23 protein-coding genes and 1 pseudogene are annotated in these 23,960 nt (G+C 39.1%); 11 read left to right on the plus strand and 13 right to left on the minus strand.

Annotated elements, in window-relative coordinates; all coding sequences use genetic code 11:
* Positions 1 to 39: 39 nt before the first annotated feature.
* From flgH to flgB, 7 genes are all read right to left on the minus strand, one after another.
* The gene (gene flgH, locus Q7674_RS06155; RefSeq protein ID WP_045065698.1) at positions 40 to 708 is read right to left on the minus strand and encodes a flagellar basal body L-ring protein FlgH; all 669 of its coding nucleotides are present in this window, start codon (positions 706 to 708) and stop codon (positions 40 to 42) included.
* A gap of 9 nt (positions 709 to 717) precedes the next feature.
* Positions 718 to 1,503: a flagellar basal-body rod protein FlgG gene (gene flgG, locus Q7674_RS06160; protein WP_045065700.1), complete on the minus strand. Its 786-nt coding sequence runs from the start codon at positions 1,501 to 1,503 to the stop codon at positions 718 to 720.
* A 36-nt stretch (positions 1,504 to 1,539) separates the two neighbouring features.
* Positions 1,540 to 2,271, minus strand: a complete 732-nt coding sequence (locus Q7674_RS06165) for a flagellar basal body rod protein FlgF (RefSeq protein WP_045065702.1) — start codon at positions 2,269 to 2,271, stop codon at positions 1,540 to 1,542.
* 12 nt (positions 2,272 to 2,283) lie between these two features.
* On the minus strand, positions 2,284 to 3,480 hold the full coding sequence (gene flgE, locus Q7674_RS06170; RefSeq protein WP_107229619.1) for a flagellar hook protein FlgE: 1,197 nt from the start codon (positions 3,478 to 3,480) through the stop codon (positions 2,284 to 2,286).
* A 70-nt stretch (positions 3,481 to 3,550) separates the two neighbouring features.
* On the minus strand, positions 3,551 to 4,228 hold the full coding sequence (gene flgD / locus Q7674_RS06175; protein WP_045065703.1) for a flagellar hook assembly protein FlgD: 678 nt from the start codon (positions 4,226 to 4,228) through the stop codon (positions 3,551 to 3,553).
* Complete coding sequence (gene flgC / locus Q7674_RS06180; protein WP_045065705.1) at positions 4,228 to 4,662, minus strand: flagellar basal body rod protein FlgC; 435 nt, start codon at positions 4,660 to 4,662, stop codon at positions 4,228 to 4,230. The genes flgD and flgC overlap by 1 nt, the downstream gene beginning before the upstream one ends.
* Positions 4,663 to 4,664: 2 nt before the next feature.
* Complete coding sequence (gene flgB, locus Q7674_RS06185) at positions 4,665 to 5,027, minus strand: flagellar basal body rod protein FlgB (protein WP_045065717.1); 363 nt, start codon at positions 5,025 to 5,027, stop codon at positions 4,665 to 4,667.
* Between the two features lie 150 nt (positions 5,028 to 5,177).
* Here flgB and flgA point away from each other — a divergent pair, with 150 nt between their 5' ends.
* The 8 genes from flgA (at position 5,178) to Q7674_RS06225 (ending at position 15,379) form a co-directional block, all read left to right on the plus strand.
* Complete coding sequence (gene flgA, locus Q7674_RS06190) at positions 5,178 to 5,930, plus strand: flagellar basal body P-ring formation chaperone FlgA (protein WP_237156747.1); 753 nt, start codon at positions 5,178 to 5,180, stop codon at positions 5,928 to 5,930.
* 214 nt (positions 5,931 to 6,144) lie between these two features.
* Complete coding sequence (locus tag Q7674_RS06195) at positions 6,145 to 10,710, plus strand: SslE/AcfD family lipoprotein zinc metalloprotease (protein WP_305422092.1); 4,566 nt, start codon at positions 6,145 to 6,147, stop codon at positions 10,708 to 10,710.
* 247 nt (positions 10,711 to 10,957) lie between these two features.
* Positions 10,958 to 11,125: a flagellar biosynthesis anti-sigma factor FlgM gene (gene flgM, locus Q7674_RS06200; protein WP_230625681.1), complete on the plus strand. Its 168-nt coding sequence runs from the start codon at positions 10,958 to 10,960 to the stop codon at positions 11,123 to 11,125.
* A gap of 32 nt (positions 11,126 to 11,157) precedes the next feature.
* Positions 11,158 to 11,613 (plus strand): flagellar export chaperone FlgN, encoded by a 456-nt coding sequence (gene flgN, locus Q7674_RS06205; protein ID WP_045065710.1) that lies wholly within the window; start codon positions 11,158 to 11,160, stop codon positions 11,611 to 11,613.
* A gap of 4 nt (positions 11,614 to 11,617) precedes the next feature.
* Complete coding sequence (locus Q7674_RS06210; protein WP_052679906.1) at positions 11,618 to 12,400, plus strand: lytic transglycosylase domain-containing protein; 783 nt, start codon at positions 11,618 to 11,620, stop codon at positions 12,398 to 12,400.
* Positions 12,401 to 12,903: 503 nt separating this feature from the next.
* Complete coding sequence (locus tag Q7674_RS06215; RefSeq protein ID WP_052679907.1) at positions 12,904 to 13,245, plus strand: hypothetical protein; 342 nt, start codon at positions 12,904 to 12,906, stop codon at positions 13,243 to 13,245.
* Positions 13,211 to 14,368 carry a cytochrome-c peroxidase gene (locus tag Q7674_RS06220; RefSeq protein WP_305422572.1) on the plus strand — a complete coding sequence of 386 codons (1,158 nt, stop codon included), beginning with the start codon at positions 13,211 to 13,213 and terminating at the stop codon, positions 14,366 to 14,368. The genes Q7674_RS06215 and Q7674_RS06220 overlap by 35 nt, the downstream gene beginning before the upstream one ends.
* Positions 14,369 to 15,379, plus strand: a complete 1,011-nt coding sequence (locus Q7674_RS06225) for a hypothetical protein (protein ID WP_045065712.1) — start codon at positions 14,369 to 14,371, stop codon at positions 15,377 to 15,379.
* 165 nt (positions 15,380 to 15,544) lie between these two features.
* Here Q7674_RS06225 and Q7674_RS06230 read toward each other — a convergent pair.
* The 5 genes and pseudogenes from Q7674_RS06230 to Q7674_RS06250 form a co-directional block, all read right to left on the minus strand.
* A pseudogene (locus Q7674_RS06230) lies at positions 15,545 to 16,264 on the minus strand (transposase); the annotation flags it as partial.
* 69 nt (positions 16,265 to 16,333) lie between these two features.
* Positions 16,334 to 17,122, minus strand: a complete 789-nt coding sequence (locus Q7674_RS06235) for a hypothetical protein (protein WP_045065715.1) — start codon at positions 17,120 to 17,122, stop codon at positions 16,334 to 16,336.
* A gap of 231 nt (positions 17,123 to 17,353) precedes the next feature.
* Positions 17,354 to 18,007 carry a helix-turn-helix transcriptional regulator gene (locus Q7674_RS06240; RefSeq protein WP_008989714.1) on the minus strand — a complete coding sequence of 218 codons (654 nt, stop codon included), beginning with the start codon at positions 18,005 to 18,007 and terminating at the stop codon, positions 17,354 to 17,356.
* 640 nt (positions 18,008 to 18,647) lie between these two features.
* On the minus strand, positions 18,648 to 19,937 hold the full coding sequence (locus Q7674_RS06245; RefSeq protein ID WP_305422098.1) for an L-cysteine desulfidase family protein: 1,290 nt from the start codon (positions 19,935 to 19,937) through the stop codon (positions 18,648 to 18,650).
* Positions 19,938 to 19,981: 44 nt separating this feature from the next.
* The gene (locus Q7674_RS06250; protein ID WP_008989716.1) at positions 19,982 to 20,362 is read right to left on the minus strand and encodes a RidA family protein; all 381 of its coding nucleotides are present in this window, start codon (positions 20,360 to 20,362) and stop codon (positions 19,982 to 19,984) included.
* 328 nt (positions 20,363 to 20,690) lie between these two features.
* Here Q7674_RS06250 and Q7674_RS06255 point away from each other — a divergent pair, with 328 nt between their 5' ends.
* Positions 20,691 to 21,458 (plus strand): AzlC family ABC transporter permease, encoded by a 768-nt coding sequence (locus tag Q7674_RS06255; protein ID WP_008989717.1) that lies wholly within the window; start codon positions 20,691 to 20,693, stop codon positions 21,456 to 21,458.
* A gap of 14 nt (positions 21,459 to 21,472) precedes the next feature.
* Positions 21,473 to 21,853: an AzlD domain-containing protein gene (locus Q7674_RS06260; RefSeq protein ID WP_008989718.1), complete on the plus strand. Its 381-nt coding sequence runs from the start codon at positions 21,473 to 21,475 to the stop codon at positions 21,851 to 21,853.
* A gap of 349 nt (positions 21,854 to 22,202) precedes the next feature.
* Here the strand turns inward: Q7674_RS06260 and Q7674_RS06265 are convergent, their stop codons facing one another.
* Complete coding sequence (locus Q7674_RS06265; protein ID WP_008989721.1) at positions 22,203 to 22,403, minus strand: cold shock domain-containing protein; 201 nt, start codon at positions 22,401 to 22,403, stop codon at positions 22,203 to 22,205.
* 624 nt (positions 22,404 to 23,027) lie between these two features.
* Between Q7674_RS06265 and pdxY the strand changes: the two genes are divergently transcribed.
* Positions 23,028 to 23,888, plus strand: coding sequence for a pyridoxal kinase PdxY (gene pdxY / locus Q7674_RS06270; RefSeq protein WP_305422100.1), 861 nt, complete (start codon positions 23,028 to 23,030; stop codon positions 23,886 to 23,888).
* Positions 23,889 to 23,960: the final 72 nt, after the last annotated feature.

The following is a 23,960-nucleotide window of genomic DNA, read 5'->3' on the forward strand; positions in this document are numbered from 1 at the left end:
CACACAAAAAAGTCAGGATTAAATAAACCATTTTTTTCATTAGAAAGGCATCCATGGGCTAGTGAAAAATTGTGTTAACCAGCCTGCAGCATTGCTATCAGCCAGTGCCCCTCGTCCTGAATAAGTGATCCTTGCATCACCAATTCGCTGAGATGAAACTTGATTATGACGATTCACATCATCAACCCGAACCACGCCCGTTAAGCGTATGTATTCATCCCCTTGGTTTAGTCGAATCCACTTTTCACCTCGGATCATCAACACGCCGTTAGGTAGGACTTTATGCACCGTAACTGTGATTGCCCCTTGCAGCTTATTGCCTTGCGTACTAGCAGCCGCACCATCAAAACCACGGTCGCCACTGACACTGGCAGAGAGATCATCAAAGGTTTTATTACCTAATGTCGGCACAGCAAAATCAATAGATGATGATTTACCAAATTTAGTATTGGCTTTTTTACTCGATTGGGTTTGCTCATTAAGTAATACAGTAAGCACATCACCCACACGGTAGGCACGACGATCTTGAAACAAGGTCATCGAGTAATTATGGCGATACAAACTGCCATGTTTGGCTTCAGGTAAGCTGTAATCAAGATCGGGCGGCGCAAAAGCAGCATCATTAGGTTCAGGTGGAATAAACTCTTCACGTACCGCACAACCTGATAATAGAAAAAGAAAACATAGCAATATTAGAAACGGATTCATCCTCACTCCTTACACGGCTTGAGCGACAAATTTCAGCATATCATCAGCAGCAGAGACGACTTTGGCATTCATTTCATAAGCCCTTTGAGTGGTGATCATATCAACCATTTCTTCAACCACCTGTACGTTTGAGCCTTCTAATGCCCCTTGCTTCAAACTGCCTGCGCCATCAGTGCCTGCGATGATCTCTTGTGCCTGTCCACTGGCTTGTGTCTCTTTATAAAGGTTGCCACCAACCGCTTCTAAACCCGCAGGGTTAATAAACTTGGCTAAGGTGATTTGACCTAATTCTTGCGGCTCAGGATCCCCTGCTAAAGTGGCTGTAACAATGCCGTCCACACCGATAGAGATACTATTGGCATCTTCTGGAATTTGGATTTGTGGCTGTAATGGTAAGCCTTGTCCGTTCACCATTAAGCCTTCTGAATTAACGTGGAACTGCCCATTACGGCTATACATAACTTGACCATCAGAGTTTTCAATTTGGAAAAAACCCGATCCCATAACCGCTAGATCCAGTTGTTGTTGGGTATTTTGTGAATTACCTTGCGTAAACACTTTTTGTGTCCCAACAACTCTAACACCACTACCAAGTTGCACACCGCTAGGAAGTTGATTTAACTGATCAACTTGCGCGCCTGGTTGACGTTGAATGCTATAAAAAAGATCTTCAAAAACAACCCGATCTCGTTTGAAACCTACCGTATTAACATTGGCTAAATTGTTAGAAATCGCAGTCATTTTGGTATCTTGCGCTGCCATTCCTGTTTTACTAACCCAAAGTGCTGAATGCATGACGACTCTCCTTGTAACTAATCAGTACCAACGCCATTAGCGAGGATTCATTAACCGTGTGCCTGCTTGTGCTAACGTTTCTGCAGTTTTCATCATCCGCACTTGCATTTCAAAATTGCGAGTCAGCGACATCACGCTAACAAGCTCATTAATCGCAGAAACATTACTGCCTTCTAAATGCCCGGCCGTTATAGCCACAGTAGGATCTTGCGCAAACACTTGATCGTTGATGGGATGAAATAGACCATCACTGTGTTTTTGCAGTTGAGTGAACTCAGGATCGACTAACTTCAATTGTCCAACTTCCAGCTTGGCACCACCGCCAGGCGGCACGACAGTCACTACACCTTTATCGCTAATTTCCACATCTTGATGCTCTGGTAGCACTAAGGCTTCCCCTTCTGACATCAAAGGAAAACCATTAACTCGCATCATGCCCTCTTCATCGACTCGAATATTGCCTGCTCGGGTATAGGCTTCATTGCCAGCTATGGTTTGCACGGTAAAAAAGCCATCACCGTTAATCACAATATCTAATGCTCGCCCTGTTTTGATCACATCACCAGCATCAAAGCGTGTCGCTGCTGAATTAGTCACAACCATGGTGCGACCATCAAAACCGGCACCTTGCAGAGGAATACTTTGTACCCGCTCCATATCTGCTCGAAATCCAGCAGTGTCTGCATTTGATAAGTTATTTGAGCGCACATGCTGCGCTTTCATTACTCGACTAGCACCACTGGTTGCGGTATATAAAAAACTATCCATAACAACCTCTTACTACACTGCATTGAACAGTGATTGGGTGAGTTTGGCCGAAGTTGAAATGGTTTTGGCATTGGCTTGATAGTTACGCTGAGCTGTCATTAAGCTAACTAATTCACTGGTAAGATCGACATTCGAGCCTTCTAGCGCACCAGCAACCAACCCGCCTAATGTGCCCGTACCCGGTGCACCATTAACGGGAGCGCCTGAACTAAAACTTTGGATCCAAGAAGTGCCATTGGTTTTTACCAAGCCTTGAGGATTAGCAAAATCAGCCAACATCACCTGACCTTGTAACTGAGATTGACCATTAGTGTAAGTGGCAAACACCATCCCGTTATCTTCAACACGCACACCAGCGAGCTCACCTGAGGTATAGCCATTTGGCGCATTAGTGCTCACGCCAAAATCCGCACCAAACTGAGTCGTCCCAGCTATATCAATATTGATATTCGCCGCATCCGCACCTGCTGGGTTGAAATTTACAGCAAAAGGAGCCGTTGGTGATTGCAGTGTACCGTCGGTATTAAAAACAACATTTTGGGTTTGCGACGGTGTAGCCGCGCCATCAACGACCACATTCACTTGCCACTCATTAGCATTAGTTTTAGTGAAATACTGTGTAACGGTATGAGGGTTACCTAAAGAGTCATACACTTTTGAGGTATAAGAAGAATTAAAGCTATCAGTTGAATTAGGATCAAACGGATTAATAGCAGGATCAATAACACTCGACCGGGCATCTAAGTTAGCCACAAAAGCTAGCTCATCTGTCGCTTTTGCTGGCAGTGAAGCGGTGGTGATTTTTAAATTTCCTACCGCGCCTGCTTGTAAATTGTTATTCGCATCAACGGTATAGCCTTGAAGTTTGGCACCATTATTACTAACAATGTTGTTATCTTTATCAGATCCAAACACACCTGAACGGGTATATAAAGTTTGCCCAGTATGATCTTTAGTGACAAAAAAGCCACTGCCCGAAATCGCCAGATCTAACGGTCGACCTGTCCCTGTAATTGAGCCTGTTTTATCAAAGTTCTGCGAAATAGCGGCAACTTCTACCCCTCCAGCTTGCATACCATTGTATACCGCTGAAAATTCAGTACGTGACTCTTTAAAACCTGAGGTAGAAACATTGGCAATATTATTACTAATCGTATTTAACTGAACATTGGTTGCGTCTAATCCACTTAATGCAATATCAAAACTCATAACATCCTCTTTTCTTCATTCCTTTATTGCTTTCGCTAACGATGAAAACCAAGCGAAAGCTTAAATAGATTTACTCGCCAAACTGGCTAATTTGATAAAACGGTACTCGACCAATACCTTCAACATTGACCAACGCAGCACCGCCATTCGATGGCACACGTACTTGTGATACTTCTCCTGCCAGCAAAACACTGGGTTGTGGTAAATCTTTCGCCACTTCAACACTGATTTGATATTGCCCTTTAGCTAAACCCAACGCGTTAGGATCAATCGTAAATTCCACTTCACCTTTATTTTTAGGGCCTAACGGCATGATTTTCTTGTTACCAAGTTGATCTGTTAAAACAACCGAGACGGTGCTTGATGCATGTTCTAATTCAATTCGTCCTTGCTGCTTAGCATTCGTCAATTCAACTTCATTACCTTCAACATAAACGGTTTTCCCTACTAACCCAGCCGTTGATAGCACTTGCATGTTATCGAGTAACACCATGCTGTTTTGCATCAGCTTTGCCATGTTTTCAGTGCTTTCTACTTGGGAAAATTGCGCTAGCTGACCAACATATTCAGTGCCATCAAGCGGATTTAACGGATCTTGATTTTGGATCTGTGCCACCATCAAATTGATAAATTCATTTTTCAATCCATTAGCATCATTGGCGCTATTCGGATTGCCCGCAACGGTAGACGTTGATGACTCAATAGCGGGAACATCGGTACTTAATGCACTAAATTGGGCAATAGTCATTAATTACCCTCCCCTAAACGCAGCAACCCTTGCTGCATACTTTTTACGTTACTAAGCACTTCAACGTTAGTTTCAAAGCTTCGGGTAGCTGACATCATGTCTGCCATTTCAGCGACTACATCTATATCAGGGTAATAAACATAACCTTCATCATTAGCGAGTGGGTTGCTCGGTTCAAAGCGCTTTTCTGCCTCACCTGCGTGTTGAACAACATCCATGATCCTTACTTCTGCACTGGGATAATTAGCTTGATCGCCAGTTAACTGTGTTTTGCCATAAACAGTCGCAAAAATAGGTTTCAACGCTTGATAGGCATCATCAGGATTTGCCGCTACCGCATCAGCATTCGCTAAATTACTTGCGACAGTATTCAAACGTATAGTTTGTGCATTCATTGCAGAGCCAGCAATGGCATAAATATCAGTAAAAGCCATGGTTAACGCCCCTTAATTACTTCAGCCAAACCTTTAAATTTCATATTCATGAAGGTTAGGCTGCTCTGAAAATCCATATTGTTCTTGGTAAATTTGGCTTGCTCGACACTCAGTTCGACCGTGTTACCATCCTTGGAATTTTGATATGGCACGCTATAACCATCAGACACCAACAGCTGAGAAGTGGCCTTTTGTACTTTTCCCAAATCCATCTGATTTACGATGACATCAAAACGAATATCTTTGGCAAGATACCCAGGGGTATCAACATTTGCTAAATTACTGGCAAGCACCTTGGCTCTTTGCACTCGAAAATCTAGTGTTTGTGGATGAACTCCCAATGCACTATCAAAATTTATAGCCATCAATCTCTCCTTAGCAAGCACAATAGCTATTGCAATAAAAAGAGAGAATCCAAAATACATGCCATAATAATAAGCATTATTTTTCAGTTATTTATGAACATTACGGAAAGGAAATTTCCTCTAAAGGAAGTCAAACGGAAAGGAAAAATTGTGCAGATATTACATGTAATTTCACTGATGATGTTATTGCTGCTACCCACATTAGGATGGGCGAATTCAGCATCACAGAAAGTCGCCTCAAAAGATCATAAACTTGATACCAAATTGTTAGAACAACAATTAAAAAGAGCCGTAAATCAAGAAATCGACAACTATAGCGAGCGTCATCAATGGTCGAACGTTACCAGCAAAATTAAGGTAAAACTGCCAACGGCAGCTTCATCACTACCTTCTTGCCCAACGCCATTAGGCTTTTCGAGCCAAGATAACCAAGCCCAACCTATTGGACGCTTAAAACGACAAGTTAAGTGTGAAAGCACGCCTATGAACTGGCAGTTCAATGCAACTATTTATGTTGAAATCACTCTCCCCGTACTGGTTGCCAAAACACAGATCAATCGAAATGAAATGATTACCAGTGACATGCTCAGTCACCAATCAATACGACTAAAAAGCTCTAAAGCCATCCTTACCTCAACAGATCAAACTATCGGCTCATATACAACAAGAAGAGTTCGCCAAGGACAACTGATCACTGAAAACTTATTAAAGAAACCCTTTTTGATAAATAAGGGAGATGAAGTGCTCATTGTGGCAAAAAGAGGAGAATTCGAAGCCTCTACAAAGGGTATCGCTTTAGAGCATGGAAAACTGAACGAGCAAATAAAGATTCAAAACAAAAACTCGCATAAAGTGATCTCTGGAAGAATTTTTGCTCAAGGAAAAGTGGAAACAATATTTTAAAACACGCCAAAAAGATACCGCTCACCTTAAGAATAAACAACAATATTTTGACAGCTTTTTAGGTATTTATATCGTTACAATTTATACCTTTTATCAATACAATACTTTTATATCAATATTGTTTCTAAATATTAATGACAGATAAATAACATTGTTAAGCCTTTATTTTTACAATATACAACAGCAATAAATTACTATTTTAGGTCATGCCTTCATGCAAAAGAAACTTATTGCAGTTGCTATTAGCTCATCAATTTTGTTGATGGGTTGTCATGATGACGATACGTCTAACACAACCATTATTCCTCCTACCGAAATTCTGCCGAGTGAACCGCTTCCGGAACCAGAGCCTGAGATCACGCCTCCACCTGTTGATCCTGAAACAGGTGATCCGGAAGTCATCCCTCCAGTAGAGCCAGATCCAACCGCCACCGCACTTTTTGCTTTAGATAGCGATCTTAGTTTTGGCAACAGCGTGCTATGTAATGGTGAAACAGCAAACAGCCTGATTATTAATAATGGCGATACTGTCAGTTGCTATTACGGTGCTGTTGAGCTTGCAACATTTAGCAATATCGAGCTTAAAATCACCAAAGGCAAAGCCTTAGAAAAAGTTAAGCGCTTAAACTTAGCGGATTCAGATCGTTTTGTTGCGATCACAGATGCTATTGAACTGCAAAATGCGTTAGATAACACTCGAAGCCTATTACTTAAAAGTGGTACTGCTATCGGTGGCGTAGTTGAGCTGTCATTATCTTCTGCTGAGCAAGTACGTTTTAACAGCTTGTATCATTCCACGGAATTACAGACCTTAAGTAAAGATGAATTTAACAAGTTATTAGTCGATAAAGTCGAAGAGAATACCGAAGCGGATAGCAAGCCTTCTACTCATGAACCGGATGTAAAACCAGAAGTCACTCCTGGTACAAGTGACGATCTAAATTCTAACTTTGTTTCTGCCAATGCGGAGGCAAACTTGGTTTATCAACCGACAGAGGTGATCCTATCTCAAGGTACACTGGTTGATAGTCACAACAATCCAGTACAAGGTATTGAGTACTACAGCCATTCATCTCGAGGCATTACCGATGAACAAGGCAAATTCTCATTCAACTGGGGTGAAACTGTCTCTTTTGGTATCGATACCTTTGAATTAGGTGAAATCAAAGCCAACAAAACGCAGTTTTCCATTACAGATTTAGGCGCTGAGCACCTAGGCCGTAATGCTGAACGTTTATTGCAGCGCTACTCCCATGATGATTCACAGCTTGTGATCAACGATCGTGTTCGCCAAGTCTTTGCCATGTACCCGAACGTCATCAATGAAGCGATTAACCTATCACTGTCAGAGCCTGTAATGCTTGATAACGGCACAGGTACTCAAACCCCTATTGATGGAGAGTTTGATAAACAATTTAACCAAGGTTTAGCACTAGATATCGACACTGCGATTTGTGAAGGTAAATGTAGTGCCACACGCAGTATCTCAAGCTTATCGTTTCCTCGTGTGATGGATGCTGGCGGTAACATTCAAGCGGATATTTTAAAGCTATGGGGTGCTGGTGTTGATGCGCAGTCAGAAGGCTGGAAACCTGTCACTAAATTCCACGTATTTAGTGACGAAACCTGGTACTACGGCAGTCCAGGTTATCCTCGTGGACAAGGTGCAATCAACATTTCAAATGCAGCATTTCCTGTATTGATGCCGCGTAACGATAATAACTTTTGGCTACGTTTTGGTCAGAAGAAAGCATGGGACGAACGTTCTCTTGCATACATTACTGAATCACCATCAACAGTGAAGCCAGATTTAGTCAGTGGTAACACTGCAACCTTTAATCTGCCATTTATCAGTATTGGTGAAGTAGGCGCAGGTAAAGTTATGTTGTTAGGTAACAGCAAATACAACACGATTCTGGTGTGTCCTGAAAGCTATAGTTGGGATAACGGCGTAAGTGACAACGGAGCATGTTGGAATAACACCCAAGATTCCGAAGATATGGCGAATTTCTTCTCCAATACCTTCCGTTATTTAATTGGTGATAAATACGCTACATCAGCAGAGCCAATCAACATTGGTACCAATATTCCTGATGTTTATTTCCGCCGTTCAGGACATCTAGTCATTGGTAATAAAGCACCATTTGTCATTGATCCTCGCTTTAAGATGACAGCTCAACAGCTTTCAAGCTTTAGTGGTATCGATCCCGTTGATATGCCGTTGTTAATTCTAAATGGCTACGAAAATAGTGTATCAATCAGTGGTGAGATCCCTTCTTTTGCCAACACCGATCAACCTAAACTAACTCAACAAGATGTTTCTGATCTACTCAGTTATGTAGAGCGTGGCGGTAATATCTTGATCATGGAAAGTATTACTAAACGTGTAAACGATGACTTTACTCGTTTACTGGACGGTGCAGGATTAGCAATTAATGGTCAATCAACCGCAGGTGGTAATGGCCCAAGTTATGGCTACCCTGATCGCGTACGTTCTCAACGTCAACACGGTTACTGGGTCTTAGAGCGCTATGCTGCAGTTAAAGATGGCGATACAGATAAACTAAAACAGCCGTATAACATAGACGAAGTGACTGGCACAGTTACATGGGATTTTATCGAAAACAAAAAGCCTGACGATAAACCAAACTTAGAAGTCGCACATAAGCTAATTAAAAACGAGCAAGGTGAAAACGTTAAGCTGTTAGCTTTCGTTGATACCTTCCAAGAAGGTAAGGAACGAGCGCCAGAAGCTATTGAAGCAGACAAACAACGTATTCTTAAAGAGTTCAATGTTAAAGAATGTACGTTAACGGATTATCACTATGAGATTAACTGTCTAGAGTATCGTCCGGGGAATGATATACGTCTATCTGGTGGTATGCATCGCGCGCTTTATAAAGAGTTACCACTTGATGAAGCGACAGCAAAAGCCATGATTAAAGCGGCAGATCTTGGTACTAATATCGAGCGTTTATATCAACACGAGCTGTATTTTAGAACTAGAGGCAGCCAAGGTGAACGCTTAAGCAGTGTTGATCTTAATCGTATCTACCAAAACATGACTGTATGGTTATGGAACGATCTCGATTATCGCTTTGAATCTGGTAAAGAAGACGAACTTGGCTTTGAACGCTTTACTGAGTTCCTAAACTGTTATGGTGATACCGCTGCAGGGCAAACCACCTGTAGTGATGCGCTAAAGAAAAGTCTTGAAGCCAACAACATGGTTTATGGCGCAGAGAAAGAAAACGTAGGTAAATACGCTGGCTGGATGAACCCAAGCTACCCATTAAATTACATGGAAAAACCGCTAACACGCTTGATGTTGGGTCGAACTTACTTCGATCTTGATATTAAAGCAGATGTTCGCCAATACCCAGGTGAAGTTACAACAAGTGGTGGTAGCACTAGCATCACTGTTGATTTAAGCAATAACACTGCCGCTTGGTTTGCAGGAAACCGTCAAGCTACGGGTCAATGGGCAATTGCACATGAACCAATGACAATCACAGCATCAGGTAATAGTAATCCGATCACAGTAACCGTTGCACTGGCAGATGATTTAACAGGACGTGAAAAACATGAGTTAGGTTTAAAGCGTCCGCCTCGTATGACCAAGACCTTTACTCTACAACCCAATGCAACAGCTAATTTTACAGCGCCTTATGGTGGTCTCGTATATGTGCAAGGTAATGAAACCAATCCTGTGACATTAAACTTCTCAGGTACGGTGAACGCCCCTTGGTTTAAGGTCGATAAATGGATTAACGATCAAAGCTCACCAGCACCAATTGGTGAAATTGAATCGAATACCTTTATTTACACCGCTGCCGCTGAGAATTTAACAGCAAGCAATTACGGTGGGGATAGAACCAAATTTGCAGCAGAACTTGATATGTTCTCCGCAGATGTCAATGATTTCTACGCTCGTGATGAAGCGGTCGGAGAAGGAAATGGTCGTAATGGCAAAGCGACAGATAGTACGCGATCGAATAACAAGCACCACTTTGTAAACGATATCGCTATTTCTATTGGCGCAGCCCACTCCGGCTACCCAGTGATGAACGGCAGCTTTAATAAAACATCAACATCACTATCAACTACGCCACTAAATGACTGGTTGCTATGGCACGAGGTTGGTCACAATGCCGCTGAAGCACCATTTAATGTGGAAGGTGCTACAGAAGTGGTGAACAACATGCTGGCACTTTACATGCAGGATAAATACCTCGGTAAAATGACCCGTGTCGAAGCTGATATAAAAATGGCACCTAACTTTGTCCGCCTAGAGCAAGGACATGCATGGGCTGCTGACGGTAACGGTGAACGTTTACTGATGTTTGCTCAGTTAAAAGAATGGGCAGAGCAAGAGTTTGATATCAATAACGCTATCAAAGCACCTTTGCCATCTTACTACGCGAATACTGTAACCGGACTAAAAGGCTGGGATTTGATCAAGCTAATGCATCGTTTAACGCGTAATAATGAAGAAGACAACACGCTATTACCAACCAATAACGTTTGTCGTGATCAAAGTGAATTAAGCAAAGGTGATCAACTAATGTTATGTGCCTCTTACGCTGCACAAAAAGATCTGTCAGATTTCTTTGCTGCATGGAACCCAGGTTCAAAAGCATACCTTGTTCCTGGTGAGTCTAAGCCACAATATGAAGGTGGGATCACTTCAGCAGGTTTAAGCGCAGTACAAGCACTTAAACTACCGAAGCCAACATTAGATCCGCTATCAATTAACAGTGTGACGGTAGCACCTCGATAAACAATTAAACACCATAACCCAAGCCGCGAGTCACTGACTGGCGGCTTTTTTTCATCAACACATTATTTCTATTTAATCTTTCAACATCATTGGTCGCCCAAGTAAAGAGAGCTTCTTGTGCAGGAATAAAACCGATGAAAATAGATAAAATCGCCACCACTCAATTCAATCAAACGCAGTTAACCAATACTGCACAACAACCAACAACAGAAAAAAAACTGTTGCTAGCGATAACACTTCAACCTCAATAGATAGCCAGTTATTAGCTCAAGCAAAGCAGCCTCTGAGCGCATTACCCGATGTGGATATGGCAAAAGTGGAGCAAATTAAAGCGGCACTGAATCGAGGGGAAATTAGCTTAGATGTTGATGCTCTCTCTAGTGCAATTTTGCAATTTCATACTGGACATGAATAAAGCCAAGGTTCACAAAACTCACGGAGTCACACATGCCGCAAGCTTTAAATAAGCAGAAAATCATTATCAACTTAATCAAAGATATTCAGCGTGATATTGCCAATTATCATCAGCTTCACGCCCTAATGCTAAAACAACATCAATGCTATTTGACCTTTAATGGTAACGTATTAGCGCAATTAACAGCCCAACAGCAACCTCTTCTTGAAACGCTAAAACTGCGTAGCCAACAACGTTATCAATCGATGCAAAGCCTTGGTTTACCTATTTCAGCTCAAGGTATCGATAAATTACACAATGTATTACCTGCACAATTACAAAAACAAGTTCAGCAGCAATGGAGTCAACTAGAAAGTTTGATAAAGCAATGCCATGCCCTTAATCAGCGAAATGGCGTGCTATCAGCGAACTTTACCGAACTGCTTTGTCAGTTATACGAGCCAGAAGCAAAGTCACGCTATGCGTTTCCTCATCTCATGCAAGGTTAATATCATGAGATATTGCTTGAGTCGTTATCAAATCGCCGCTATCAAAGCTCAGTTTAGCATCTGGATTGCTGTGCTTACACTGATTTTTCCCCTAACAAGCCATGCGATACCACAGCATTATCAAGTCAAGTTTGAGCAGCAAGTCACCAAGCACTACCAGCGTTTATCGCCCCATAAAAAAGTCATCAATAACCAGTTCACTCGCCATCAAAAAACGGTGCAACATATCATTCAGCAATTAGATAAGAATGGATTGCCTCGCAGCATGGTTTTGATCCCCATGATTGAATCAACCTTTGATCAACATGCGGTATCACATGCAAAAGCAGCAGGTTTATGGCAGTTGATGCCAGCAACCGCAAAACGCTTTGGCCTTACGGTTTCTAACCAGCAAGATGAGAGGTTTAACATTACCCGAAGCACAGAGGCAGCACTGCAATATTTGATATTTCTTTACAACAAGTTTGATAAAGATTTAAAGCTGACTTTAGCTGCATATAATTCAGGGGAAGGACGAGTACAACGTGCTTTAAAGCGCGTAGTTGATAAACATTTTTCTGCGCTTCGCTTACCTGATGAAACCGTTGATTATGTACATAAGTTTTATGCTTTGGCGAAACTGGTTGATCTTAAAAATCTTGTAGACTCATCAACAGGCTATCGCTTATCACCTTCCTCCACCAGCACGTTATCAACTCATCATGAAGTACGCTTTCTCAAACAATTATTTGAAACAAAAACCGTGATTAACATGGATCCGATCAAACCTTTGATCAGTTTTAACTAACTATCTATGTATGCTAATTAAGCAATCAATATCAGACAAAAAAGTTGTAACTTTCCCATAATGAAAAGTAACAAATGAAACAAAAATTAAAAGTCAATATAATCAATTATTTATGATTAAAATCAAAATAACCCTACAAACGTAATGCAATAAAACACATAATATTTGAGACAGTTTTAGGACAAAATCACTTACACTTCAGCTTTGTATTTTATAAAATATGATTTATGTTTTCATATTGTTAACGATTGATAAGTATTATTTTAAAATCAAATTAATCACCACAGAGAATAATTTCAACCAAAACATTCCCAGAACAAATGTAACAAATGTAACAAATGATGTGCTCTTCTTGTTAAATATAAAAATAAATCTTTTATTTTCAATAAAATAAATCATCTTATCTATTTTTTATCAAGACGATAAATATCACTAATTATCTTCTAATGCACTTGTTTTGTATAAATTACGTTAATTAAATATCTAGTCAATTAACCTTATATATGAAACTGACGCGCTTACCTTTTTTTATTTTATTGTATGCCATCTCATTTAATACCTTTGCTGAAAGCTTTACCGAACTTAATGAAAATATAAAACTTGATGCAAAGACAAATACTTTTTACAGCTTTATTGTTGATTCAAAAGGTTATCAGTGTAAGAAATTAAAAGTCTCTGGATTTATGTTTGGTCATGCTCATGGCTTACCAACTGAACCACTACTTATTACTAAGCCTAATAATAAGTGCTTATTAGACGGTCTTTATTTCAATATGCGTGGACAATGGAAAGTAAAACTATCTATTGGTGATGATGTTGTATCAGATTATTCGTTTAGTATTTAACAAGTTCACATTAACTGCTCTTATTATTTTATTAACGCTCTATTTTATTATTCATTCAAAAAGTGAAAAGCCTAGTTTTAGCAAACTTGAAATAGAGTTAATAAAAGAAACATTGTTAGATGAATCGTTAAGAGATCACAAAACAGCATTATTCAATATAGAGGATAACTCACTTCAAGCGCTGGGCTATCGTTTATTTAATGATAAGAAACTAAGTAAGAATGGTGACATTAGTTGTTCGTCATGCCATGTTCCAGAAAATAATTTCCACGATATTAATAATGTAAGCCATGACGTATTAGGGCGAGATATTAAAGCACCAAGTATTGTTGGGGTATCAACCCAACCTTGGTTCTTTTGGAACGGACGTGCAGATTCTCTATGGGCTCAGATTTTAGAAGCGCTAGAAAACGAACATCAAATAACACCTGAATTTACAGTAAATTATGTTTGCGATAACTATCAGCCATCGTTTCAATCAATACTGGCTTTCTGTGATTCAACACAAATAGACATCACAGAGAAATTCACGCTGATAGGAAAAGCCATAACGAGTTATGTAGCAACGCTAAAACACACTTGGACGCGTTACGATGAATATATTTATACTCAATTCATCCAACAACAAGATGCTAGCCACCTGCTCAGTTATGACGAAATCAGAGGATTAAAGCTATTTCTTAGTCGGGATCATACTGGCTGTGTTGATTGTCACAGTGGACAACGATTTACCAATGACAGCTTTTTTGCCATTGGCACAGGTATTGGCAGCAATGATGACCGAATAGTAGGTATTCAAAAATATAAATCTTCTGAATTTAAATGTGAGGATTGGGATAAAGCCAGTAACTGTATGAATACTCGGTTTATGAGAACATCAGGGCCTGATTTAAAAGGCGCTTTCAAAGTTCCATCCCTGAGAAACCTACGCCACTCCCCTCGCTTTATGCACGATGGTCGATTTGGCAATTTAGAAGATGTACTTAACCACTATACGTATCCAACTGGATATATGAACGATTACGTAGATATAAAACCGATACGATTAATGCCCCATGAACGTAAGCAATTAATCATGTTCCTCAATACTTTAAATGACCCCTTTGTTCCAGCAGGAAAGTAAATGAACGTTAGACATATTATTTTATTATTTATAGCTTTATTTTTTTCATCCTCATCATTTGCACACGTACAATGGTTCGTAGCACCTGAAGATATGAAAGATGTGTATTTTGAATTTGATTTATTTTATATGGCAATATTTCTTTTCATCTCTTTTTTCACTGCACTAGCAGTAATGATAACTCGTCAAAAAAATAAGCCAGAATTTGTAAAAGTATTGATGGGTGCAGATGTTAAATTGAGCCGTCGTCTTTATGTCATGGTATTTGTTTTTATTCAGGTACTCTTTTTTTCTATTCAGGTAATTAAAGGTGGCTTTATTGCCCCTAATATTGTGTTACAGCCTCAGTTTATTTTCCTCGGTCTGGTTTCACAATTATTAGTTGTGATCACAGCAGCAGTGAGTATTACACTATCAGGATTTATGGTGATACTAACAACACTTGTTATGATTGCCTTAACACCATGGGAAATTTGGATTAATTACGCATTTGAATTCTTTGCTATTGGTATTTTTATGATGCTGACTGGCTCGTATGTATCAACTATTGATAATAAATTCTTAGCTGCGTTTAACTTACCCAATACTGATGAACTATGGCGTGTGGCATTATTAACACTGCGTATAGGCATTGGTGCTCAACTTGCGATCCTTGCGTTAACTGAAAAAATGGTTTACCCAGGGCTAGCGGTTGTCTTTATTGAGATGTTCCCGTTCTACAACATCTTCCCACAAATTGGCCTACATGCAGGCACTGATCTGCACTTTGTCTTCTTTATTGGCTTATGTGAACTATCTCTAGGTGTACTACTGATGACAGGTGTTGCAAACCGTTTAACCATGACAATGCTAACCTTCGCCTTCGTGACAACTGCAATCATTCACGGTGTACATGAGGTTGAAGGCCATCTACCTATTTTCGCAGCAGCATTTGTATTGCTGTTAACACAACGTAATAAGCAGAGCACCTCTCGTCATACTCAAATGAGCAGAAGCCCAGCGTTCGCATAACAGCTATCGCAATCCATAAAAACAAAAAGTCGGTTGAATGTAATCACTTACATCCACAACCGACTTTTCTTATTGGCGCTATTTACTTATTTATAAGCACCAGCGCTGTAGGGCTTTGTTGTGAAATTCGTACAGAATACCAAACGCCCCGAAATTAAAATGTTCAGTTTCAGGCATACCAAGCTCTGTAAGCTTGTTCAGCGCTTTAATCATGACGTAAGTTTCACCAACTTGAGCAGTATATTTCTTCAGGCTTAATTTTCCACCTAACAACGGCTTCACTCAATACTTTAATTATATTTACTAAAAATGCGTGAGTCTTGGTGATTGATTGGTTGATAGCGTGCACTTATGGTAACCATAACGATTTTTCCATTCCTTGTTAGAACCATAGATTTTCTGACAACCTACCGATAAGTTTTGAGGATGTTCTCGCTCCAAAAAGACAGCCCCTTCTCATAGCGGAATGAGCGGACCAGCTCGTAAGCATCATGGCAATTTCTAGTGCCATGCTTCTTGACCTTCCACTCAACTTCAACAGTAGTATCAATGGTAAGATGTTGTATCGCTCTTCTGACTTGGTTTTTAAATGAAACCTCAACACTCTTAGCTCGTCGGCTTATAAAAAGTGTAATACAGACCAACATACAAGATGTTAGCCACCTTTAATACTGAGCCTAAAAAACTTGAAGCGCTCTCAATGAAATAAAAAATGCCTTTCATCACCGATGCAGTAATAATGGTTAAGTCACTGAGTTGAAATGTTTTACCACGTTTACTTTGTTTGTTTTGCTTCCTATCTGCTATCACTTTCTCATTAATCCAAAGCTCAGAGAACCATTTGTTTTGTAATGAAGTTTGACATGAGGCTACGACGATTAGTATATGTAGTAGCTCAGATCGTAGTTTCTTAATTTAGTTCCATCGATTTAAAATACATCAATAAATCAAAACTCAATCAAGCAATTGATATTTAAGAATTCTTTTCGAACCCTTATTATCAATCATCGATAAATATAAATCGGTGACATCTCTAAACTTAGGAATCACTGCAATTGATTCAATTTTCTGATTTTTGTTTTCTTTTTGAATCAACTGAGCATCAGAATATATAGCTATATCGTGCCCAACCTTTAGAAAATCCAAATGTATGGGAGATATATAATTAATATATTGTTGAAAGTGTTCTTTCTTATCAATTACAAACAACGAAACATAGAGCGTATTATTGAGTTTATTAACTGTTATATCAGAAATAATGGCACTGACGCCTTCATTGCTTGGCGTGAGAATATCGTATTCAAAAAACTTTATATTTTGCGTCGCATTATCAAAATCAAACTCATTTAATACCGATTTATCAATTTCTATTAACTTATTTTTTGAATTATCGTAGGTAATCAAATAGATAGTATTTTCATCATGCGTACTCGCAACAAAAGAAGACGCTTGATATCTATTTATAAACTTACTGAATTGCGAATTTAAATGTGATGAGCCAAATTGAAAAGTATGGTGTGATGAACTGACTGAATTGCCCTGCTCTGTTAGTAACGTTAACGCATTACTCTCATCTAATTGATAAATATAACTATCGGATTTAATAATAAGACTATGATCATTGGTAGATATTTTTATCAGGGAAGAGAGAGGAATATCAAATTCAGTTTGATACCTTAAAATGCAAGCAAAGACAGAAGAAGAGAACAAAAGACATAACAACGTAATATGAAATATATACATAGTGCCCTCCCCTAATCAGTGTGTGATTATGAAGTTAAAGCATTTTTCACGCCAACTTATTACCAATAACATCAACTTTTTTAGGACTATTATGTCAATTTTAAAATGTATATTCTTATACGGATTACAACTTAACCATTCTAGTTTTGCTATCTAAATTTATTTTGTTACTCTGAAATGAGATAAAAATAGCCTCAATAGTGAGGCTAATCTACACAAACAAAGGCTTTTTTAGGCTTCATGAGCACGAATTTCACGTAAATAACGATAAATCGTATGAATTGATATATCTAACCCTTTAGCCGCTATTTGTGCGCTGTCTTTTAAGTCAAATATTCCAAGATCATGCAAACGCGTGACAATTTCACGGCTCTTCTTCGATGGTGGGATCGTTGTATCATTCACGACCTGCTCACGCACATTCTCTATCGAGCTATGCATCATTTCATCATTATTTCGAGCAAAGGTTTCTGCTGTCACACTGTGATCAAAATGAGAGTGAATATTTGGCAGTAAACTCTGCATCATCGATTGGAATGGTGCATCCAAATTTGAATTCACACATAACATACCAATCGCCTGTTTTTGTTTATTACGAATAATCGTCGTTAATGAGCGTAGCGTTTTGCCATCTGGGCTTTTCGTTATATAGGCATCAGATACATCTTTACCTTCGTTTAGCTTTACCAACGCAATATTGGTAATCGGCGCACCCACTTCTCGCCCTGTAATGTGACCATTTGCAATTTTCATTATTGATGGATTTTTTGCATCTAAACAATGCAAGAGAACTTCTGTGTGCTCTCCCCACATAGCAGCAATACCATCAACAATATTCTCCATAGCGTGAAGGATATCGTAATCACTTTCTGTTAATTCATGCACTTTTCACCTCCACTTGGAACGCAGTGCTTGTAATGCTTTGGTAGCTATATTCCCAAGTAACGTTAAGGCGCTTGGTTAGGTATATTCTACCAACAATAACGTTCTCAGAATATCAATGTACGATTTTATGTCTGGTAACATACATTATTTATACAATTAATAAAGCCTAATCAGAACAATTGAATACATTCGCAACACGAAAGGAAATACACTATACCCAAGTGACTTCAAGATGCCTGATTCAGAGCGAGGTCACTGAGTTGAATTCAAGGAAGACAACGAAGCGGAATAGCGAGCTCTTTCCAAGTTGTCTGACGCAAGAAGTCGGCTCAGTGACACGCTCCCAAAGGGCGAGCGTCCTTAGCTCTCAGACTTTGTTAACGATTCTCAATGTAGAACCACTATATCTACGCATCGTTGCCGCGCCTGAGAACTAAGGTCATCTCGCTGAACATAGCATCTTGAAGTTACTTGAGTATATCCATCTTATGTTAATAATAGGTAACCATTATCCCCTTTCAAAATACTCTTACAGTAACTATTGATAGAGAAAATTCACTGCGTGGATATACAAAAAAGCCATTGTTTTACTCTGTCGTATAACAGAATAAAAACAATGGCTTTCTTTAATCTTGGAAAATTATGCTGACATAATTTCAATGATAGTGGCATCGGTATTAGACATACCTTGTTTCACCATTTTACCTACGTTACGAATTGTCTTCTCAACTTCGTCAGCCACAATACCTTGAGATCGTGCTTCGTTATTTTCAATTGCCATTAAGAAGCTCATTACCGCAGAGTTTGTTGAGCTTTTCACTTTCATAGCACAAGTTGATTTTGCACCGTCACAGTACATACCAGTGGTATCACTTAAGGTGTTTTGAATAGCAAAACACATTTGCTCAAACGAACCACCTGCTAGGTACACCATGCCCATAGCAGCAGCAGAACTGGTTACCGCATTACCACAGAATGGTGATAATGGTGGGTAGAAAGATTTCATGTAAATCGCACCAAGGTGGCTCATGATCAAGGCACGTGCTAATTGCTCCTCTGAAGAACCAAAATGCTGTGCTGTTTCTACTACAGGCATAGTAGCTGCAATACCTTGGTTACCACTACCAAAGTTACTCATAGCAGGGAGTGCTGCACCACCCATTCGTGCATCAGAGGCAGCTGCTGTTCGCATTACAATGTTGTTAATTAAACCATTGCCAAATAACCCTTTAGCAATGCTTTTTTGAATTGTTTTACCTACTTCCAATCCGTAGGAGTTTTCTAGACCTTCATCAGATAGCGCGCTGTTTAAGTCACGAGCTTCAAGAATGAATTTGATCTCTTCAAAATCAACATTCGTTGCATAGTCGTAAATCCCTTCAATTGAGATATCTACACCTTCACATACTGATGCCGTTGATTTTGGTTTCTCATCTTTATTCTGATCAGAGCTTGCATCAAACACAATGTTGCCGTTTAGGGTTTTCTTGATAACTTGTGTATGACCACCGCTGATTTCTACAACAGCAACATCATTACCTGCTTTAGCAATCACTTCACAGTAAATAAACTCTTCAACATCTTTACGACCCGCTTTTACTTTACAGGCATCAATCAGTTGTTGTGCTTTTTCTACATGCTCTGGCTTGATGTTAACAAGCACTTCTAAACCACCATTAGGGTTACCACCCACAGCATCGGCTGCTGACGCAATGGCTAAACCAATACGTCCTGTGCCCGGTACAAATACACCCATTGAGTTTTTGAAAAGGTTATCAGATACCTTTACGTCCAATTCTTCTGGCATTTTCCCCAATAGATCAGCGGCAACAGCTGATGCATAAGCGGCTGAAATTGGCTCAGTACAACCAAACGCAGGTTTTACTACTGCATTGATGATGTTTTTGTATTGCTGCCATTGTGTGTTCATGAGTGGTACCCCTACTGGTTTCTTATTATTTATTGCTGTCTTTATTATTTACGGTGTGCAATCGCTTCGATTTCTACAAGAGCACCCATTGGAAGATCTTTCACTGCAAAGCAGCTACGTGCAGGGCACTCTGTTTTAAAGAAATCAGCATAAACAGCATTGAAAGCAGCGAAGTCTTCAATGTTTGCTAAGTAACATGTTGTTTTTAAAACCGTATCCATATCACCGCCACCAGCTTCAAGAACAGAGCGTAGGTTAACTAATGACTGGCGAGATTGTTCTGCAATACCACCATCCACAATGCCACCTTTCTCTTTACATACAGGAAGCTGACCTGATGTAAAAATTAAATCGCCAAATGCATTGCCATGTGAATATGGGCCAATTGCGTCAGGAGCTGATTTAGAGGTAATTACTTTTGTCATGATTTTTTATCTCGCTATCGAAAATTCAAATTTAGTTTAACCTTTAAAACTAAAAATTTGCAATTTTTTTTGATTTTATTTTCAGTATCAATCTTTCCAAAAATGAAATAAAAAAGATAAACACATGAAAAATAGTCATAAAACACAACTATAGCTGTAAAAAATTACAAGTATGCAAATAAATATGAATAGAATAATAGCAAAAATGATTGAACAAACGACCAAGTTAAAATATATTTGCAGAAAATAAAGCAGTGGCAAAAAAGGCAATCACGGTTAATTTGCAACTTTTTTTTCATTTACGACACGACCCATAAAAAGGCGCCGCATGAAGAAACAACTTATACAAGCAGGTCTAAAATCCATCTTCCCACTATGTGTGGGGGCATTTCCTTTCTCTTTTATAGTAGGGGCAATTAGTATTAATGCTGGTATGTCCGTGCTACAGAGTACGTTATGGTCACTGACCGTCTTTGCAGGTTCAGCTCAAATGGTCGCTTTGGGTCTTGTCCAATCATCGACAGAGCTTATTGTGATTGCATTGACCACCTTTGTTATCAACCTCCGTCACGTACTCTACAGCGCATCCCTCTCGGAATATGTAAAAGAGTATTCAATGCCGACCCGTATGTTAATGTCTTACGGCTTAACCGATGAAGTATATGCTTCAACTGTCGGTGAAATGAAAAAAGAGAAACCAGGCCGTCATTGGTTCTACTTAGCAGCAATGTTTGGCTTCTGGGTTAACTGGGTTGTTGCAGATTTCTGTGGTGCGGTGATTGGTTCTTCATTCCCACACATTGCGGATTATGGTTTAGATTTCGCCATGGTTGCCGCTTTCATTGCTATCGTTATTCCACAAGTTAAAAGCCGTGAGTGTATTGTTGCAGCCGTAGTCGCGACAGTAACAGGTATCTTACTTTCAGGCCTCCCTTACTCTTTAGGTTTAGTTGTTGCTGCAATCGTTGGTGTATATGCAGGCTACCGTATGGATTTATCAACTGAACGTATGGAATCTGAGATCAAAGAAGAAGTGCGTAAAGAAATAAAACAAGAACAAAACGACTCTCAACCAATTAACGCAATTGCTGAATAATAAGGGCTACTATTATGGATTCTCACGCACATATCGCTTTAAGTAACGAATTTGTAATTTACTTATCTTTAGCAATGGCAGTCGCTACTTTCCTGATCCGTTTCTCTGTTATCGGTATGGCTGGTCGCTTTAATATGTCAGAGCGTTTTAAAAAGACATTACGCTTTGTTCCTGTAACAGTATTGCCAGCAATCATTGCAGTAGAAATTCTAGGTAAAGGTTCTAACTTTGCGTTTAACCTTGAAAACCCAAAAGTGCTTGCTGCAATTGTTTGTACGATTGTCAGCCTACGTTTTGGACTTATCTGGGTAGTAATTAGTGGTTTAGTTTCATTGGTAATCTTCCAAAATTATTTAGAACCAATTACTCAGTTTCTAACGCATTTCATGGCATAGAACACTAAGCCATTCAAAATAGATAATCCCGAGTTCTGCTCGGGATTTTTTATCTCTCATTTATCTCATCACTTTCTTTGTATCGATTATGTTCAATATGTTGATAGACGATTGCCTTGAATAACAAGCAAAGTTAAATAGATACGCTTTAAAAGGAATTGAATTTATTAATAAGCAATAAGATAAACAGTGAATAAAAAATAAGATAAATGCAATTACATATTCTAAATATGATAAATGAAGTTTTAGATAGGCATAAAATAAAACAGCCTAAGTAATAATTAGATTATTTTCTTAGGCTGAATTGCATACTCATATTATGTTATAACATGAGCAGAGTATGATTCGTTTAGATAAAACGAATTTTAACTGCTTTTAGCTTATTGCTTGAATCATCTAGAGAAAATTCAACCATGCTACCAGAAGATGGTTGTGCTTGACCGCATACTTGAGATGCGTCAAAACGAATATCACCACCAAGATCGCTTGTAATTAGGCCGATCTTTTCTACTGGGTTAAAGCTGCGAATAATACCTGTTTGTGAAGTCATAGTTATATTTCCTTTATGCCCAAACACCGCTTTCTATTAGCGTATTTGTTTGTGGCTATCAATTTGAGTTCGAATAGTTAAACCCGCAAATTAAATATTAATTACGGTAATTATCGTTTTACTCATTGACCTACTACTTCTGAGCTAAAAGTTCACCCTTCTTTTAGCCGATCATTGCGCCTTTCGTTTGCAACATTAACGAATAACAATGTTAGAAATGAAGTTTTGATTTTAAAAACACTTGAGGTCCGAGTAACAGACGAGATAGACATTAAACACTATTTTTTATTCTGTAAATATTTTTATGACAGATTTTTGTAAAAAACTGTGGATAACCACTGAGAAAGATTTTTAACTATTGTTTTTAAACAAGTTTATTTTAAAAATATTTTTATAATTAAAATCACTTTTCGTTCAAAAAACAGGCAAAAACCACTAATAAAACAACTTTCAATTAGAATTGATACCGATGATTTTTCACAATGTACGATAATACAGTCAAAAATCTGCTTATTTTTTACTCTGCATAAATGCAAGGAATAATTACGATATAAAATGATTAGAATTCTTATATAAGCAAGAGTAAAGTATGCTTAAAAGACCTAAGGTTAATAAGGAACCTCAATGAAAGGCATTCTATCTATTCAATCACATGTTGTTTACGGTCATGCAGGAAATAGCTCAGCTGTTTTCCCAATGCAGCGTATGGGCTTTGAAGTATACGTACTGCATACTGTTCAGTTTTCTAATCACACTCAATATAAAGAGGGTTGGACAGGTAAGGCATTCTCTGGTGACGACATTAGTGAATTAGTTGCTGGTATTGAAGGTATTGATCAATTAAAAAACTGTGAAGCGGTACTAACTGGCTACCAAGGTAGCGCAAGCCAATGCCTTGCTATTATCGACACAGTGAAAAAAGTAAAACAACACAACCCTAACGCAATTTATATCTGTGATCCTGTTATGGGCGATCCAGAGAAAGGCTGTATTGTTGCTGATGGTATTGCGGAATACCTGATCAACGATGTAATGCCAATTGCTGATGCTATCGTTCCTAACCAATTTGAACTAAGCCAATTCGTTGGCATGGAAATCCATAATCTGAACGATGCCGTTGCCGCTTGTAAAAAAGCACTAACAATGGGTCCTAAAATGGTACTGGTAAAACACCTACACAGTATCTCTGATGAAAAGTTCACTATGATGCTAGCAACAGCTGAAGGTTGTTTCCTAGCGCAGCGTCCACACCTAAAATTTGACAAACAACCTGTGGGCGTGGGCGATCTTATTTCATCACTCTTTACTGCTGGTCTATTAAAAGGCTGGGCACCAGAGCAGGCTTTTGAACATGCACATAATGCGTGTTACGCGGTATTAAAAGAGACCTCACGTCGTGGTGAATGGGAACTACAAACCATAGCTGCACAAGATGAGATTGTTGCACCTAGCGAAGTATTCCCGATCAGTGCAATCACCGAATAAGCCTTGGCCTGATAAAAGAACAAACAAAAAAAGCAGCATCATTGCTGCTTTTTTATTATCTGTTGCTTAAGA

The sequence above is a fragment of the Photobacterium leiognathi genome (assembly GCF_030685535.1).
Lineage (GTDB): Bacteria > Pseudomonadota > Gammaproteobacteria > Enterobacterales > Vibrionaceae > Photobacterium > Photobacterium leiognathi.